Source organism: Shewanella sp. JNE2, from assembly GCF_023159115.1.
GTDB classification, from domain to species: Bacteria; Pseudomonadota; Gammaproteobacteria; order Enterobacterales; family Shewanellaceae; genus Shewanella; species Shewanella putrefaciens.
Genome location: NZ_CP096169.1, coordinates 988,386 through 1,006,295, shown reverse-complemented (window position 1 = coordinate 1,006,295; position 17,910 = coordinate 988,386). Strand labels below are relative to the sequence as shown.

Here is a 17,910-nt window from a genome sequence, read left to right as displayed (position 1 = left end):
TTCCAGAGTGAGCACCATGACCGAAACGAGCAACACCACCATTTTTGAACTTGCCGATCAATTTATTGCTTTAGCCAATCAGCTAAGCCAGCAAGAAGGCGATGTCGGTAAAGTCGGTACAGCCCTGCGTTTTGCAGCAGCACGTTTTAATGCCTTTGAAGCAGCCATAAAATCTGCTGATTTAGGCGCAGAAAAAGATAGCGCCCTAGAATGGTTTAGTTCTGAATATCGTGAAATGCTGAATGATAATTTAGAAGATCATATCGCTAATCCCCCGGTTATTCAGGAAGAATCAGCGCCAGCAGAAGCGGATGACTCCGTACAAATATTTAAAAGCTAATTAAACCGCTATCCTAAAATCCGAATAATAACGCCATCAACTGATGGCGTTATTATTCATGCGGTTTAAAGCGTATAAATCACTCGAATAGCTAACAGTATTAAGACGATACCGGTTAATTTATCAATCAAACCCGCCTTTTCTCGAAGTTTAGGTAACACCCGCGAATGAGACAACATTAACGCAACTAAGCTATACCAGAGACCGTCCACTATTAAAGGGGTCAAAACAATCAAGGCCTGCCCTGTCATGCTATCTGCCACCATGACAAACTGGCTAAACAGCGCCAAAAAAAACAGTAGGATTTTGGGGTTAAAAAGAGAGATAGCTAATCCATCCCTCGCCGCAGTGAATGTATCAGTTGCTTCTCCGGCTGCAAGTTTTGCTTGCACACCACCATTTGAGCGCAGCGACTGAATACCAATCCAGGCTAGATATAAAGCCCCCATAATTGCAATTCCATTAAATAATAAAGGTGCTTTTTTTAGGGCTACGGCTAGACCCAATAACGTGATCAAGGCATAAAAACCGATCCCGATAGAATGCGCCCATGCACAAACAATCCCTTTACTACGTCCACCCCCTAACGTATGACGTACCACCATGGCTAAACTTAGCCCCGGAGACATAGCTCCCAAACAACAAATTGCCAATAAACCAAACCAAGTACTCAAACTCATGTATATGTCCTAAAAGGGATAAATAAACTCAACGGGTTTTCGCATAGCGACATTCTAACATCGGCAGAGTAAGGCGTTAATGTTAATACTCGGCTTTGGAACATGGAGCTGCAACTAACATGATACAAGTGGGATAAATATCCTAAATTCACGTAGTTTTAAGCTGTTAGCGACTAAGATAAATGCCAACTTGTTTTAGATATTCTCAAGCGGAAGCGTTTATGGGCACAATCACCCTCATCAGTTTTATTCTTCTTAGTTTACTAATCGGTGTCATTCTGCTTTTGTTATGGCAAAAGAGAAAAGGTAAAAACATCCCATTATCAGTGATTTTTACCTTAGGATTTTTTGCATTAGGTTTAGGCAGTATTATCGGATTTGTACACAAAGGAGAAGATTATCAGGCTTACCAAAAACTCCAATGGCATACCTTAGCACCCGCCGAAATTGCTCCTCTGGTCGCACAGGGTTATACGGTTTTTGTCGATATCACTTCAGATTGGTGCACGATTTGCCAAACGAATAAAGCCGATGTGACCCACAGAGAACAAATTGTAAATGCCCTAATGGCAGAAAATATTATTTTAATGCAAGGCAATTGGAGTGAAGCCAACAGCACAATTGAATCATATATGCGCCATGAGGGAGTACCAGGCACGCCTTACAATAAAATCTATGGGCCAAGTTTACCTAAAGGCATTGTGTTACCAGCAAAATTGAGTATCAATGATGTGCTTAATGGCCTTGCAGCGGCCCAAGGTCGTCCAGCATACTCATACTGAATTCTAATCAAAGCATCTTTAAAGGCGTTTTAATTCATACGTATCACATCGATGACTACAACAAAATATCTAACAAACTGCATCTCACGCTAAGAAAGAGCATTGAATGTAAGATACCGAATCATGCTGTAAGCCAAACATCAAAGTCACGATATATCGCCAAGATATAAAGTGTATAATCAAGCTATCTGCTTGCTACCTCGGTAATCTGTGTATGACTAAGACCCCCTCCCCTAAAGAACCATTAGACAAACATTTTCTGCCGGAAAATCAGTTGCTACTCAATGCCGTGGGTGAAGGTATTTATGGTTTTGATTTAAATGGAAATGCCGTTTTTATCAATCCAGCAGCTGAACGGATGACAGGCTGGAAAAATGCAGAGTTACTGGGCAAAAATATCCATAATTGCCACCATCATAGCCATGCGGATGGCAGCCATTATCCCCAAGAAGATTGTCCAATTTACAATACCTTAAAGGATGGTATCACCCGCGAGATCACCCACGATGTGTTTTGGCGTAAAGATGGTAGCAGCTTCCCAGTGCATTACAGCTCTACTCCTGTTTATCGAGACAATCAACTTATTGGCGTAGTCGCGATATTTCGTGACATTAGTATTCAAAAACAAACTGAGCACTCATTACGCCAAGCCTTAATCCAAGTGCAAGCACTATCCGAACGTCTTGCATCAGAAAATCACTACCTGCAAGCCGAATTAGCAGATAAAACAGGTGATGTGGATATTTCTGGTAATAGCAGTGTTATCCGCCACATGATTCAGCAACTACACATGGTTGCCAACACCGACAGTACAGTGTTGATTTGTGGTGAAAATGGCACAGGAAAAGAATTAGTTGCCCGCAACTTACACAAACTCAGTCACCGCAAAGATAAACCTATGATCAGCGTTAACTGTGCCGCCTTCTCAGCCTCTTTACTGGAAAGTGAACTCTTTGGTCACGAAAAAGGAGCATTTACCGGTGCCACCAGCCGCCGAAAAGGTCGATTTGAACTTGCACATCAGGGAACGCTGTTTCTCGATGAAGTCGCAGAACTCAGTTTGGAAGCCCAATCAAAATTACTACGAGTTATTCAAGAGCAATCCTTTGAACGTCTCGGCGGTAGTGAAACCATCCAAGTGGATATTCGCTTAGTCGCAGCCAGCCACCATGATTTACTCAAACGAGTCGAGCTGGGATTATTTCGTATGGATCTCTATTACCGTTTGAATGTATTCCCAATTAAAGTTCCGCCACTCCGATCGAGGCTGGATGATATCCCCGAACTAGTCAGCCATATACTCCATAACTTGAATCGAAAACTGGGTAAAAAAATCCGCGGGGTCAGTCAAAAAGGCCTACAAAAACTGATGGCCTACACTTGGCCCGGCAATGTACGTGAGCTACAAAATATCCTTGAGCGTGAAGCAATTCTTACCCAAGGAGATATTTTACACATCCATGCAATGCCAACCGATAACCTAAATGCGCCACATTTATCACTGCAGCATCAAACCCTAGCTGAAGCTGAGGCATGGCATATAGAACAAACACTTAAACGCTTAAATTGGCGTATATCAGGGCCTTCTGGCGCAGCTAATATCTTAGGGGTACCGCCGAGCACGCTCAGATCGCGGATGAAAAAATTGGGGATCCAACGTCAAATGAATGAAACGAATTAGCGTCCCACAATCTAAATTACACGATATATCGCCAATTCGCGATATATCGTGAGAATGCATAATCAGTTCATTAATTTTAACCATAAATATCAATACATTAAACTCACAACATATTGGCCTAACGCTTGCTAATAGGGGATAAATCTTATTAAAGCCGTTAGGACTCTCTTATGCCAAAGAGCGACATAACCCCAATTACAAACGCAAAACCTGCCTTAGCAGAGCAATTTATCCCCATTAAAAATATTTCAACCGCCCCGAAAGCAAACTCCTCGCTCGAAAATGCCACTGCCTCAAGCAAAATTCATTTTCGTGAACAAAAGGGGTATTTCCAACGCTTAAGAACCATGATGAATAGCCTGTTAATTGTGCTATTTTTCGCCCTGCCGTTTATATCTGTTAATGGCCGCCAAGCAATATTATTGGATGTCAGTCAGCAGCAATTTTTCTTTTTTGGGTTAACGCTCTGGCCGCAGGATTTTACGCTATTAGCATGGATTTTTATCGCAGCGGCTTTTGGTTTGTTTTTTGTCACCGTATTCTGGGGACGCGTTTGGTGTGGCTATCTTTGTCCGCAAACTGCATGGACCTTTATCTATGTATGGATAGAAAACCGTATCGAAGGTAATAGCAACAAACGTAAATTACTCGACAAAGCCCCTTGGACAGCAAATAAAATCGGCAAAAGAACCGTAAAACATAGCCTATGGGGACTCGCAGCCTTACTTACTGGTTGCGGTTTTATTGGCTATTTTATCCCCGCACGCGAACTCTATTTAGATATATTCACAGGTAATGCTAGCTTCTGGGTGACTTGTTGGGTCTGGTTCTTCGCCATTTGTACCTATCTCAATGCGGGTTGGATGCGCGAGCAAATGTGTCTGCATTGCTGCCCTTATTCCCGTTTCCAAGCGGTAATGTTCGATGCCAATACTAAAACAGTAACCTACGATGCACAGCGTGGTGAATCCCGCGGTCCACGTAAACGTAAGCAAGCAACGAATCTAGCTGACCCTACTTTGGGCGACTGTGTTGATTGCCATTTATGTGTCGAAGTGTGCCCAACGGGGATCGATATTCGTAACGGCTTACAATATGAGTGCATCAACTGCGGTGCCTGTGTTGATGCTTGTAACGAAACCATGTTGAAATTCGATTACAAACAAAATCTTATCGGCTATATGAGTGAAAATGATCTCAAAGGAATATCCCATTCCTATTGGCGATCCCCCCGTTTCTTAGGCTACGGTGTAGCGGTCATTATTATGTTCATCGTCATAGGCTTAGATCTAAATAACCGCAGTGAAATTCAGCTTAACGTGATACGCGATCGCCAAAGCCTGTACCGTGAAACCTCGGATAATAAAGTTGAAAATACCTATCAACTGAAGATCCGCAACAAGACACAAGACACTAAGCAATATCAACTTGCCGTTGACAGTGAAATGCCTTTTAGCTTGATTGCGGCTCCCATTATCACCTTGGCCGCGGGCGAACAAATTGACTATCCCGTAACGGTTCTTGCCGATAAAGATAATGTCCCTTCAGGGCGAAAATTGATCCGATTTTCAGTCACAGATATTAAAGAACCAAGGCAGCAAGTAAGCCAAGAAACAGGATTCTTTAGCCCTTAGAGTGATAATTTAACTTCTATATTTAAGACTTAATTGACGCTTGAAACATAACACCACGCGTCAATTTAAGTCTTACATTCATCATCGAAATGCACTGATACTAAGCACACTGGCACTCAGTAAATAAAGAGCAGCCAACCACATAATAAATACATAACACTAACAAAATCTAAATCACTTTCTTATTTACAGTTATTACGCTTTATAAATGATAGAGTAGTTAAGCTATAGTTAAGTCCTATGCTTTACAGTAAAAAGACTTTTGTTACATAAAGATACCCTTATTGACGTTGTGATGTTTTTCACGATAAGCATTGACCTCTAGTGCTCACACCCTCTAATCTAAACATATGTTTGATTTCAAAATAATAACAAATAATAAACATCATCTTTGAGGTAGTTCAGCATGGCATACGATCAAGACTCCCAACTCACACTCAGCTATTCATCATTGGTCGATCTTATTGAGAAAACCAGCTTACGTTATGGTGATAAACCCGCCTATGCTTGCTTGGGTAAAACCAGTAGTTTTAACGAGATAGAGCGAGACTCCCGTTACTTTGCCGCCTATTTGCAAAACAAGACCCAACTCAAACCTGGCGATCGTATTGCAATTCAATTACCCAATATCACGCAATTTGTTATTGCAGCCTATGGTGCTATTAGGGCTGGGCTCATTCTAGTCAACACCAATCCTCTCTATACAGAGCGCGAACTTATCCATCAGTTTAATGATTCAGGAGCCAAAGCCTTAGTTGTACTATCGGATTTGCTGCCAACCTTAGCAAAAGTGGTCGCCACTACCGAGATTGAATTAGTTATCTCAACCCATGCTCTGGATTTAATAGAGCCTCAAATTCAGCCTAAAACGGGCCTGAAAAATATCGCGTTCTACGATATTTTAAAGCAAGGCGCAGAACTGACCTTTACCCGCCTAGCGCCCACACTCGATGATCTCTGTGCATTGCAATATACAGGCGGTACAACGGGATTATCTAAAGGAGCCATGTTGACCCACGGCAATATGCTCGCCAATGCCGCGCAGGTAAAATCCCGCATTGGTAGCGTGATATCTGAAGGTGAGGATATTTTTGTTGCGCCGCTACCGATTTACCATATTTATGCGTTTATGGTGAACTTAGTGCTGTATTTTGAGTGCGGTGGTTGCTCGGTATTAATCCCAAATCCCCGGGATATCAGTGGCTTAATTAAGACTCTCACTAAATATCCTTTTACTGGTTTTGCTGGGCTCAATACCTTATTTGTCGCTCTGTGCCATCAGCCTGAATTTAAAGCACTGGACTTTAGCCATTTAAAAATTACCATCTCAGGTGGTACAGCGCTCACGGCCGCGGCGGCCAATATTTGGCAACAAACCACGGGTAATATGATCAGCGAAGGTTATGGATTATCTGAAACCTCCCCTGTCATTTCACTCAATGCGCCCGGTTATCAAAAGCTCGGCACTATTGGTAAACCTGTGATTGGTACTGAGGTCAAACTATTAGATGAAAATAACATTGAAGTACCTTTAGGGACTGCAGGAGAATTAGCTGCGCGCGGCCCGCAGGTGATGCGAGGATATTGGAATAACCCACAAGAAACCGCCAATGTGATGACACCAGAGGGCTTCTTTAAAACAGGCGATATTGCCATAGCAACGGCGGAAGGTTTCCATCAAATTGTTGATCGCAAAAAAGATATGATCATCGTGTCAGGCTTTAACGTCTACCCTAATGAAGTTGAAAATGTGCTTGCCAGTCATCCCGATATCATTGAGTGCGCGGTTGTTGGTGTACAAGATGAACACTCGGGGGAAGCGGTCAAAGCCTTTATCGTCCTCAAGGACAATAACCTCAATCATGAACAGGCTAAAAGTACAATTTTGCAGTATTGCCGCGAGCAATTAACGGGTTATAAATTACCTAAAATCATTGAGTTTATGACGCAATTACCTAAAAGCACCGTCGGTAAAATTCTGCGCCGCGAACTTAAAAATAAGGCTTAAAGTCAGGACATAAAAACCGCTTTTACAAACAAAACTTAAAAACCAACGCACCATAACATGCCCAGTAAGCTAGATTAACTAGCGACTGGGTTTTATTTCCCTAAGTGGTCTCATTGATTCCGCAGGCATTGGCCTCTTCGGTTAACAATTGCAAACTGGCAAATTCACGATATAGCGCATTAGATTGCATCAAGGCTTGATGGCGGCCGCTGGCGACAATCTCGCCCTTATCAAAGACAAAAATCCTATCCGCATTGATGACCGTCGATAGGCGATGGGCAATAATCAAGGTGGTTTTATTCGCCATCAATACATCCAGCGCTTGCTTTACTTTCTGCTCACTGACGGCATCTAAGGCGCTGGTCGCCTCATCGAGTAACAATATTGGTCTGTCAGCTAGAATCGCCCGCGCAATAGCGATCCGCTGCTTTTGCCCACCTGAAAGTCGCACTCCACGCTCGCCTAAATAGGTTTGATAACCCTCAGTAAATTCACTAATAAACTCATGGGCACGGGCTGCAATACAAGCATCTATCACTTCTTGTTCGGTGGCATCGACTCGTCCATAACGTACGTTTTCAAGCACGCTAGTGGCAAAGATCACAGAGTCCTGCGGCACTAATGCAAACTGTGCACGCAAATCCTGTGGTAAAAGATTCGCAATATCAATCCCTTCGAGCCGAATACTGCCCGCGCTAGGCACATAAAAGCGCTGTAATAACTGGAATAAGGTGCTTTTACCCGCGCCACTCGGCCCCACTAAAGCTACCCGCTCACCGGCGGTAATCGTCATATTAACGTCTTTAAGCACTAAGGTGTCCTGCTCAGGATAAGCAAAACTGAGTCCCTCAATAACTAGCTCACCACTAACATCGGCAGGTAAACTCACTGGATGAGTTGCAACGGGAATATCTACTTGCGTTTCAGCCAGTTCAATTAATCGTTCGGCGGCACCAGATGCCCGTTGAATCTCACCTATCACTTCACTGATCGTTGCCACAGCGCCCGCAACCATCACTGCGTAAAACATAAAGGCCGACAACTCACCTCCTGTCATCCTACCTGCCATCACATCATGGGCGCCAACCCAAGTCACCATAGCAATCGCTGCGATACTTAAAAACATCACGGATGAAATAAGCAGTGCACGATATCGAATTCTACCGCTGGCCGCCGACATCACATCTTCAACGCGGGTATGAAATAAACTGCGATCTTTATCCTCATGTCCATAGGCTTGCACTGTGTGGATTTCATGGAGTGTTTCATCAACATAAGCGCCAAGATCGGCAACCCTGTCTTGGCTTTCCCGCGCTAAGACTCGCACTTTCCGACCAAAAAAGATCACTGGCCCTAGCACTAAAGGCACGGCCAATAGCACCAGCAAGGTCATCTTTACGCTAGTGATACCCATCATCACTAAACCACCAAGGACTGTCACGCCAGAGCGCAGTGCCATCGAAAGGCTTGAACCTACGACAGTTTGAAGCAAGGTAGAATCGGCGGTAAAACGGGAGATCACCTCACCAGTTCGCACCTTAGCGTAAAACGCCGGAGAGAGTTTAAGCAGTTGATTATAAACGGTAAGGCGAATATCGGCGCTAACGCGTTCACCAAGCCAAGTCATTAAATAAAAACGACAAAACACCGCCGTGCCACTGATGGCGGTAATCCCAAGCACTAACAGTATGATTTCATTTAATCGCTGTGCATTATCACGCACAAAGCCCTCGTCTACCATCAAGCGCACTCCTTGGCCGAGTGACAACCAAGCGAGTGAACCTATCATCAAAAAGATAATCGCGGCGACCACTTTAAACTGATATGGCTTAAGGAAACCCGCAATCCAAGGTAATACCGATCGTTGCCGTATCTTTGAGGTTGGATTTTTAGCTATGTCAGTTTTAATGGATTCAGATGATTTAGCAGTAGGCTCATGCACGCGAGGCATCCTTCGGGTAGGGAACTGTCATTCAGGCATAATAGAAATGCTGCCTATTCGAGAAGAATTCAAGGGGGAATCTGTACTATTGCGATATTAACTTAAAAACGCAAATGCCAAATTCGCAGGAATGACGAATTTGGCATTGTTGAATGGACTTAAATTAGGTTGGCAAATAACCAGACAAAAGCCTAAGCGACTTGCATACTTTCTGGCGTTTTGGGAGTGCCATGGTGACCATCGCGCTTCCAATCCACATCTAAGAGTTCTGCACCACTTAAAGTAAATGCCTGACCAAAACCCTTCACATATAACCCTTGATGGGGCGCAAGTTTATATAAATTAAAATCCGTCAAGGCCGCAAGATTATCCGACATTTCGCCAAAACGGGCGGATAACACGGCAACACCTTTGCTAAAAGCAGGGGTATCACGGGGCACGGCCTCGGCAATTGCATCAAAGGTTAAACGCTTACGGGCAAAGACAGATTTTGCGGCAGCTTCATCTTCAACCAACATCACTGACACTTTGGTTGAATGTTTTAGATTATGGCCATGTCTGGCGAGATCACTGACCAAAATATAAAATCCATCATCGGCCAGTGCAAAGGGAGCATAACTAGCATTGGGCTGACCATGAATATCAACGGTTGCTAATTGCAGGGTTTCCTTTTGCTGCTTAAAGGCTTCAATTTCGGGTAATAATTTGTCCCTTAAACGCTGTTCTTGCTCAGTCATTTCAGTTTTCATTGACCTTGCTCCTTCTATTCAAATTTGGTTAATTTTTACGCATTCGAGCTTAAATCTGACAATACAAAACGGGCCGCTAATGCTTTAAATTGTCGCACTTGCTCAGGAAATAGCGCCCTTTGTTTATCACGGCCGAGATACACCTTAAACACAACCTCCCCCTCGCTACCGAAGAAGTTGATCGAATGGCTCTCACTCCCCCTAAACGGACGGCTAATAAGTGCAATACCACGCATGGTATCTAACTTGAGGTGCCCATGTAGCCCATCTCCCTTACTGTAGAGGTTGTAGTAACCGTGGGCATATTTGCCCTGAGGAAAGTCACCTTTAAATTCAAATACACTGCCAGAAAGCATCACAATCGTGGTTAAGTTTCCCCACTCTGGCAGCATTTGTAGCAAAGTATCGAGCTGCGTTAGTGGCACAAAAACCACTTGTTCTGGCGGTAATGCAGCTACCACTTCCATTTCGGCAATGCCTAATTCACTCGCAAGTTGCGCTGGCATTAAATCGGCTTACTGTTCAAATCGCTGTCTAAGCATGCTATGCCGCGCGACCTGTTCTGTATCGGGTTCGATACTTGCCACGATATGGGTATCAAGGGTCATCTTTATCTTGCTCCTCAAACCGGCATTTAGAACATGTAACGCGCCGATAACTTCATATTTCGCCCTGGCTGATACAAGGTTTGCCATGCCTGTTGATACTGTTCATCACCGATATTTTCAACGGCAAAATCCACTCTCACACCCGACATCCCCCCCATAGTAGGCTCCCATGCAACGTAGATATCCCACAGTTTGTAATCATCGTATTTCGCCACACTGTATCCATCAGGCGTATTTGACTGACTGGCGACATAGGTGACTCGGGTGCCCAGTTTCATATCGCCATCCATAATGCCTTGAGATAAGTCGACATTGAATTTATTGGCAGGTATTCTTTCAATATATTCCCCTGTCTTACGATCTTCGCCATGGGTTTGACCATAATTCATGGCTAAACGAGTTTGACCAATGCGATAACGGCCACTAATTTCAAAACCCGTTAAACGAGCATCTTCGACGTTATTCCATGACGTGGTTTGCTCAAATCCCGGAATACCACGCCAAGGGTTAGAAACCTGCTGCACAATAAAGTCGTCAACATCGTTACGGAAGACGTTTAAGGTCACTGCCAGTTCATCATCACCCGCCAAGTCACTAAAACGTAAGTCCGCTTTAATTTCTTTATTACGAGCGGTTTCAGGCTTTAAATTCGGATTGGTCGCAAAGGTGTTACACAGACCTTGGGGTAAAAATCCTGGGATAGGCGGAATACAATAATGCGTCCCGCTGGAATACATTTCCTCCACCGTAGGCGCGCGGAACGCTTGGTCATAGCGGGCACTTAATGTTAACCAAGGTTGAGTCTGCCAGCTCAAACCAAGAGAAGGTGATAATTCATTATCATCCGATGACATGTTGAGGTTATTACTGTCATTTTTAAAGTTGTCATAGCGCAGGGCGGCATCTAAGTTGAGGGTCTTAGTCAACTCAATATCTGCACGGGTAAAAGCTCCCCACACCGTGCTTTCACCATCAATGTTTCCGGGGCGCTGCCCGACTTGTCCGCTATCGTCACGAACGGTTTCGATGGTATCGCGGTAACCATCAACGCCATAGGTCAACTTGGTATTGCCTAAGCGCGAACTGTTATTCAGATTTACGCCTACGGTTCTAAACTCAGTGCTGTCCTTTTGCCCCTTAGTCACGCGGTCTTCGTCGTAGTCCGTACTATTCCAATACACTTGTACTTTAGTGTCCAAATAAGGGTTGTTAGTAGGGTTAAGGCTATAATTTAACGTGATATTTTGATCATCCGTTTGGCGACGAACTAAGGGAACTGAACTGCTGACCACAGTAGAGGGATTACTTGGTACTAATTCGTTGGTTTTATTAACCCTTGCTGATAATTCTAACCGTGATGCCTCGTCAGCTTGCCAACCTAGTTTAGCCAAACCACTGCCACCATCGGATGCACTATTGATCAGGGTTTCATCGTTACCAGTTTTAATATTATTTGAATCGAAATAGGAACCATTGAGTAACCAATCAATCGTGCCTTCTTGTCCATAAACGGCACCACTGGTTTTAACGCGATCGCCATTGGTTTCATATCCCTGCTGAAGATAACCACCAAATTTCTCATTTGGGGCTAAAAAATCTTTTGCGGACTTAGTATTCTGGGCGACTACACCACCTAGGGCACCACTCCCCCACAAACTACTCGCGGATCCACGCAATACCTCAACCGATTTGAGTAGTTCAGGATCCATAAAATATGTTCCCCTATGACCTGAACTGGTATTTTGCCTTGCACCATCGATCGTTTGCAGAATTCTATCGCCACTTAAACCACGGATTTCAACCCCTTGCGATGAAGCTCTTGGGCCATTAGTCAGCGAAATATTGGCCTCATGTTTAAGCGCATTTGCCACAGAAGAAGCTTGCGCAATCGCAAGCTGTTCTTCACCCACAACGGCCACGCTACGGCTAGTTTCGGAGGCTTTTTCACTGATGCGTGTCGCACTCACAAGGACTTCATCAAACTCAGTAGTAATCAGTTTTTTATCGGCACTCTCTTGAATCTCTGCCTTAGTAACGTCTTCGGCTGCTAATGTAAAACTCAGCGTCGAACTACTCAGCGCTACCGCCATCGCGATGACTAATGGCTTTTCTTTCATCTCTTTATCCTCAAGTGATATCTCGTTATGTCCATTCAATTCCCCTGACTCAACACTCAATAAAAAGTGCAAATGGGTATAATTGGCGAGATAGCTGCTTTTTTGAGCACCTATTCAAGCAATTGCTGGCACTCTACCTGAGATAATAAAATAGATCAAATGGTAATCATTATCATTTGCGATCTTATTTATATTGCAGTATCTTAATTAGCGAAAATGCTTAAACGCTGGGATGTATTTCTTTTTAGGAGGTGAGATTACTGTGACACCAAAACGATATTTGGCCTTTGGCGCGTTAACTATCGCTATCCAATCTGGGGTTATTGCCTCACAGCCGTCTATCGTCCCACAGCAATTGAATGCGATATCGATGACATCTGCCTCCACACTAAACCGTGGTGCAAATCATGTGAGCCTAAGTTTAGCGATGCCGGTGAAAAACCTTGCTAACCCTGACGTGGCGAAAACTGACGTGGCAAAAACTAAGGCTACTGAACCTATTATCACGCCACCAAAAAGCACGGAATCAAATACAGAACAAACCATCACCGCAAAAGTTGAAAACCACAGCATAAAATCAACATCAGTTGATACGCCTATGCTCAAACCTTCTTCAGCTAAAACGGCAAGCCAAGCTAAAACCGTTAATCCACCCACAGAGGCTGAACCGAGGTTAGCCGATGCCACCTTATCTCAGCTTTCTGAAATAACAACAGCAAATCATATAGAAAAAAAACAAGCCAAGACTGAAATGGCGGCCGAGTTAACTCAATCAACTCACCAAACCACCAGCATTAAAACCAATATAGTGGAATTAGAAAAACCGCTTTTTACTACGCCACCACCTCGACCCAATTATCCACGCATTGCACGTAAAAAAGGGTTAGAAGGCACAGCAATGGTAGAAGTCATGTTTAACGAATGGGGTGAGCAATTAGCACTTACCCTAGTGAAAAGTTCAGGATTTAGCTTGTTAGACAAGGCCGCACTTGAAGCCGTTGAGACTTGGCAATTTGAAGCGCCACCCCAAAAACTGGCAAGTCATTATAAGGTCAGAGTCCCAATCCGTTTTGCACTCAATTAACCATTTATGGCGACCGTTAAACAAACCGCTCAAATGATAATTATCATGATTATAGAGACTTAATGCCCATGACCGACTTTTCAACTTTACAGACACAGCTTGGCGTACTGACTTGGCCATTGCTGTTATGCGCTTTTCTCGCGTTAATGATCTGTCTTGAACGTAGTGCCTTATTTTTACATCAAACCTTGTTATCTATCCTGCCGCAAAAACAGGCATGGATAAAAAATCTTCGTCGTTCAACCTCAACGGCAACAACAGAAAACATTAATACTTTGCTCGCACAAACAAGTGTGCAAAACGATTTACTTGCCCGCGGTGCCACCTTACTGCTCAAACAAGTTCACCAACCTAAAACACTCAGGGAAGAATTACTGAGTCTGTGGCTCAATAAGCAGCAGCGTGACCTACAGGCAGGGCTAAAGGTACTACAAGTCATTGGCATTATTAGCCCTTTACTTGGATTACTTGGCACAGTTTTAGGATTAATTGATATGTTTGCAGAACTCGGTCAATCCCAAGGCCCTGTCACCCCAGCGCAACTCAGCGCCGGTTTAGGACTTGCGATGAACACCACTGCGGCCGGACTCATTATTGCCGTACCCGCCATTACTGCAGCTCATCTTTTTGGGATTTGGGCACAAGGGCAATGCCTACGCACTAGCCATATATTGAATCAACTTAATCTTTGGTTAGCAGGTATCGAAGATATCTCTATCAATGCCAATGCATATCAAGCGTTTGAGCGAGCTAATAACCCTATTAAGCCGCTCAATACCTACACAGAGCCTCAATGATGATCACCCCTGATAAATCCATCACTCCCAATGGGATATCCACACCCGATCAGCTACCAAGTATCGATTTAACGGCACTCATCGACATTATCTTTATCGTATTGGTGTTTCTGCTACTCACGGCAAATAGTCAACTACTCAGCTTGCCAGTAGACGTGCCTCAGAGCCCAAGTTCTGCCATTAGCGTGGTAGAAAACAAACCTACGATTGCCATCAATATCATGGCAATCGCCCCTTATTGGGCTATTGATGGTGAACCATTTACTGACTTAACGACTTTTAGCACCGCCTTTACCGCGCGTTTTCAGACGATGCCTGAAGCAACCGTGATTATTGCGGCCGACAAAGCCGCGCCCGTAGAACCTTTAATGCAACTACTGGCGCTTCTGCAAGCACAATCCATCAGCCAGACTCAAATCTTGATGGAACAATAATCCCGAGAACGAGCAATAGTGCACGTTAACAAGTAGCAAACCGCGCATAGCAATCGGCGGAGAATAAATGAATAAGGAGTTTATTATGTTGTACCAAACCGCGAGTGTTATCAGCACTATCACGTTAAAATGCATCACTCAATTGAGATATAACAATAGATTAAATCACCTCAATAATCGGCTACAACGTCATACACATAAATCACTATCACGTTTTGTAACCACGGCATTTTTTTCATCGACACTGTTTTTTTCCGCTATAGGTTTACCCCTTAATGCCGTGAGTGCCGAGCAAGATATCAGGTTAGTGAGTGCGGGGGCGGGTGTCACTGAACTGGTACTTGCACTTGATGCTGGTGATAAATTAGTTGCCATCGACTCCACCAGCTATATCCCTGAACAATTGAGCCATGTTGCTAAATTGGGCTACCACAGAATGCTCTCCGCTGAGGGGATTATCGCGCTTTCCCCCACACTGGTTATCGGCTCAGATGTGATGGGGCCTGACACTACGCTTAAGGTACTCAAACAGGCCAATATTAAAGTGGTGCAATTACCCGCAACAACCGATGAATCACAGTTAATGGACAATGTGGATAGATTAGGTCTGTTACTTGATCGCCAAGATAATGCGACTAAATTAAAACAGGATTTACATATACAGCTTCAAAACTTACACGCTAAAAAACAGCAAATTCACCATGCCACTACCCCGCCTAAAATTCTGTTTATGTTATTGCAAGAAGGGCGCGGCGCACGAGTTGGCGGAAAAGGTACCGCGGCAGATATCATTATTGAGTTATCCGGTGCGACGAATATCGCCGACTTTGAGGGTTATAAAACCCTGTCTCAAGAGGGAATTTTATCTTTACAACCCGACATTATCCTATTGTCAAAACGAAGCGATACCCCCGATGAAAAAACCAATGAGCAAATTACCCAAGAGTTGCTGCAAGAAATGCCCCTAATCGCTCATACACCTGCAGGTAAAAACGGACATATTCAAAATCTTGCCGCACAAGCACTGCTCGGAGGGCTCGGATTAAGTGCAATAAATGCAGCAGATACACTTGCTACGACACTCATCAATCATAGTCAACAGTCCCTATCGTTAATAACACCTTCAAAATAGGAATAGTCGCGATGCAGCTTAATCGCTGGCAAGTAACCCATTGGCTTTGGCTTGGTCTAACCATACTGTTAGGCTTAAGCTGCTTACTCTCAGTGAGCACAGGCCCCGTCAGTATCAGTTTAATCGATGCCCTGCGTGCAGTGGTCAATTGGGCGACCCAGCAAAATATCGGCAATATTGCGCCACATGAACAACTTGTCATCAATAATGTGCGTCTGCCACGGACATTACTGGCATTAGCCGTGGGAGCAATACTTGCCCAATGTGGAGCTGTGATGCAGGGGTTATTCCGTAACCCCTTGGCGGATCCCGGCATTATCGGCGTATCATCTGGCGCAGCGCTTGGTGCCGCCATTTGTATCGTGCTATTACCCAACACCCATCCATTAATGATCCCAATAAGTGCCTTTGTTGCAGGCTTAATAACAACGCTTGTTGTCTATCGCCTTGCCAGTAGCCCAACGGGAACCTCAGTCGTGCTCCTATTGCTTTCAGGTGTTGCAATAGCCGCACTGGCTGGAGCGGGGATTGGTGTGCTCACCTACCTTGCAAATGATATGGCATTGAGGGATCTCACCCTCTGGCAAATGGGCTCGATTGCAGGAGCACAATGGATATATGTCAGCCTGTGTGTGGCGACCTTAGTTTTTATCAGTTGGCGATTTTATCAAGATGCGAGGGCGCTAAATGCCTTGCTACTGGGGGAGGCTGAGGCTCGTCATCTTGGGATCGATGTTGATAGGTTCAAACTTAGGTTGATTTTACTCTGCGCACTCGGTGTGGGAGTTAGCGTCGCAGCAACAGGCATTATTGGCTTTATCGGTTTAGTGGTACCTCACTTGGTACGCATGATACTCGGCCCAGATCATAGACAACTCCTCCCACTCAGCGCACTTTTAGGCGCCACCTTACTGGCACTTGCCGATATTGGTGCCAGAGCGTTTTTAACACCAGCAGAATTACCCGTAGGGCTGGTCACAGCATTGCTTGGCGCGCCTTTCTTTATCTTTTTATTACTGCAACAACGCAGTAAGTTAACCTAAACGAGCCCTTTTATGTTGACTAGCCATCTTTCAGAGACGCGATATTCCAGCACAGTAGATGCAAAGCGTACTCAGTTGAATATTTGCCAGCTAAATGTATCCATTGGACAAAAAGCCGTATTACGGGACATAAATGTGCAATTTCAATCAGGCGCAGTTACGGCATTACTCGGCCCTAATGGTGCAGGAAAATCAACCTTGCTTAAAGCACTTTGCCAAGAAATCAGCACGCCTAGGCAATGCATACAACTAGGTCATAGCCAACTGGTGGATTGGCCAAGGAGCGATCTGGCAAAATCCTTAGCGGTACTGCCACAACACGCGAGTTTAACGTTTCCCTTTAGTGTGACTGAAGTCGTTGCTATGGGGTTATACCCCTTAACTCTCAGTAAAAAAGAAGGGGATATTCTTGTTGAACAAAAACTAGCTGAAGTCGGTTTAACTCATCTGGCTAAGCGCAGCTATCCAACCCTTTCGGGCGGTGAAAAACAGCGAGTCCAACTCGCCCGCGTGTTAACTCAGCTCAGTCAATCGCCCTTTCCTCCCATACTGTTATTAGATGAACCGACATCGGCATTAGATCTCGCCCAGCAGCACAGAGTGCTTGAGTTAGCGCAAAACTTAGCTCACCAACAAGCCTACACTGTGATAGTAGTACTGCATGACCTAAACCAAGCGGCTCGCTATAGCGACCAATTAATCGTATTAAAACAAGGAGAAATAGTAAGCCAAGGTACACCAACTGAAGCGCTATCGGTAGATATCATTCGAGAAGTATGGGACTACGAGCCTATATATGTCCCCGCCCCACAGGGGGGACATCCACTGATTTTTTAATGAAATCAGGATAATCAACTTACGTTTTTGCAGTCCAATGTG

At 44.4% G+C, this 17,910-nt stretch carries 16 protein-coding genes; 11 read left to right on the top strand and 5 right to left on the bottom strand.

Annotation, left to right across the window (positions count from 1 at the left end; translation table 11 throughout):
- Positions 1-16: 16 nt before the first annotated feature.
- On the top strand, positions 17-340 hold the full coding sequence (locus MZ182_RS04565) for a DUF3144 domain-containing protein (RefSeq protein ID WP_011790456.1): 324 nt from the start codon (positions 17-19) through the stop codon (positions 338-340).
- Positions 341-405: 65 nt separating this feature from the next.
- Here MZ182_RS04565 and MZ182_RS04560 read toward each other — a convergent pair whose 3' ends face one another.
- A complete protein-coding gene (locus tag MZ182_RS04560; RefSeq protein ID WP_011790457.1) occupies positions 406-1,020 on the bottom strand; it encodes a LysE family translocator in 615 nt (204 codons plus the stop codon).
- A gap of 221 nt (positions 1,021-1,241) precedes the next feature.
- Here MZ182_RS04560 and MZ182_RS04555 point away from each other — a divergent pair, with 221 nt between their 5' ends.
- From MZ182_RS04555 to MZ182_RS04540, 4 genes are all read left to right on the top strand, one after another.
- Positions 1,242-1,802, top strand: coding sequence for a thioredoxin family protein (locus MZ182_RS04555; protein WP_025008563.1), 561 nt, complete (start codon positions 1,242-1,244; stop codon positions 1,800-1,802).
- Positions 1,803-2,016: 214 nt separating this feature from the next.
- A complete protein-coding gene (locus tag MZ182_RS04550; RefSeq protein ID WP_011790459.1) occupies positions 2,017-3,483 on the top strand; it encodes a sigma-54 interaction domain-containing protein in 1,467 nt (488 codons plus the stop codon).
- 170 nt (positions 3,484-3,653) lie between these two features.
- The gene (gene ccoG / locus MZ182_RS04545) at positions 3,654-5,117 is read left to right on the top strand and encodes a cytochrome c oxidase accessory protein CcoG (RefSeq protein ID WP_248067409.1); all 1,464 of its coding nucleotides are present in this window, start codon (positions 3,654-3,656) and stop codon (positions 5,115-5,117) included.
- 406 nt (positions 5,118-5,523) lie between these two features.
- Entirely contained in the window at positions 5,524-7,125 is a 1,602-nt protein-coding gene (locus MZ182_RS04540; protein ID WP_248067411.1) for an AMP-binding protein, read from the top strand.
- Positions 7,126-7,225: 100 nt separating this feature from the next.
- Here MZ182_RS04540 and MZ182_RS04535 read toward each other — a convergent pair whose 3' ends face one another.
- The 4 genes from MZ182_RS04535 to MZ182_RS04520 all read right to left on the bottom strand — a co-directional run bounded on the left by MZ182_RS04535 (position 7,226) and on the right by MZ182_RS04520 (position 12,541).
- The gene (locus tag MZ182_RS04535) at positions 7,226-9,067 is read right to left on the bottom strand and encodes an ABC transporter transmembrane domain-containing protein (protein WP_248114740.1); all 1,842 of its coding nucleotides are present in this window, start codon (positions 9,065-9,067) and stop codon (positions 7,226-7,228) included.
- Positions 9,068-9,258: 191 nt separating this feature from the next.
- Entirely contained in the window at positions 9,259-9,816 is a 558-nt protein-coding gene (hutZ, locus tag MZ182_RS04530) for a heme utilization protein HutZ (RefSeq protein WP_011790463.1), read from the bottom strand.
- A 35-nt stretch (positions 9,817-9,851) separates the two neighbouring features.
- Positions 9,852-10,322, bottom strand: a complete 471-nt coding sequence (gene hutX / locus MZ182_RS04525) for a heme utilization cystosolic carrier protein HutX (protein WP_317246814.1) — start codon at positions 10,320-10,322, stop codon at positions 9,852-9,854.
- Between the two features lie 128 nt (positions 10,323-10,450).
- A complete protein-coding gene (locus MZ182_RS04520; RefSeq protein ID WP_248067413.1) occupies positions 10,451-12,541 on the bottom strand; it encodes a TonB-dependent hemoglobin/transferrin/lactoferrin family receptor in 2,091 nt (696 codons plus the stop codon).
- Positions 12,542-12,773: 232 nt separating this feature from the next.
- Between MZ182_RS04520 and MZ182_RS04515 the strand changes: the two genes are divergently transcribed.
- The 6 genes from MZ182_RS04515 to MZ182_RS04490 all read left to right on the top strand — a co-directional run bounded on the left by MZ182_RS04515 (position 12,774) and on the right by MZ182_RS04490 (position 17,868).
- A complete protein-coding gene (locus tag MZ182_RS04515) occupies positions 12,774-13,625 on the top strand; it encodes an energy transducer TonB (protein WP_011790466.1) in 852 nt (283 codons plus the stop codon).
- Positions 13,626-13,687: 62 nt separating this feature from the next.
- A complete protein-coding gene (locus MZ182_RS04510; RefSeq protein WP_248067416.1) occupies positions 13,688-14,422 on the top strand; it encodes a MotA/TolQ/ExbB proton channel family protein in 735 nt (244 codons plus the stop codon).
- Positions 14,422-14,856 (top strand): ExbD/TolR family protein, encoded by a 435-nt coding sequence (locus MZ182_RS04505; protein WP_041412310.1) that lies wholly within the window; start codon positions 14,422-14,424, stop codon positions 14,854-14,856. Before MZ182_RS04510 ends, MZ182_RS04505 begins: the two co-directional genes overlap by 1 nt.
- An 85-nt stretch (positions 14,857-14,941) precedes the next feature.
- Complete coding sequence (locus tag MZ182_RS04500; protein ID WP_248067418.1) at positions 14,942-15,988, top strand: hemin ABC transporter substrate-binding protein; 1,047 nt, start codon at positions 14,942-14,944, stop codon at positions 15,986-15,988.
- Between the two features lie 11 nt (positions 15,989-15,999).
- Complete coding sequence (locus tag MZ182_RS04495; protein ID WP_248067420.1) at positions 16,000-17,031, top strand: FecCD family ABC transporter permease; 1,032 nt, start codon at positions 16,000-16,002, stop codon at positions 17,029-17,031.
- A 12-nt stretch (positions 17,032-17,043) separates the two neighbouring features.
- The gene (locus MZ182_RS04490; protein ID WP_248067423.1) at positions 17,044-17,868 is read left to right on the top strand and encodes a heme ABC transporter ATP-binding protein; all 825 of its coding nucleotides are present in this window, start codon (positions 17,044-17,046) and stop codon (positions 17,866-17,868) included.
- Positions 17,869-17,910 lie beyond the last annotated feature (42 nt).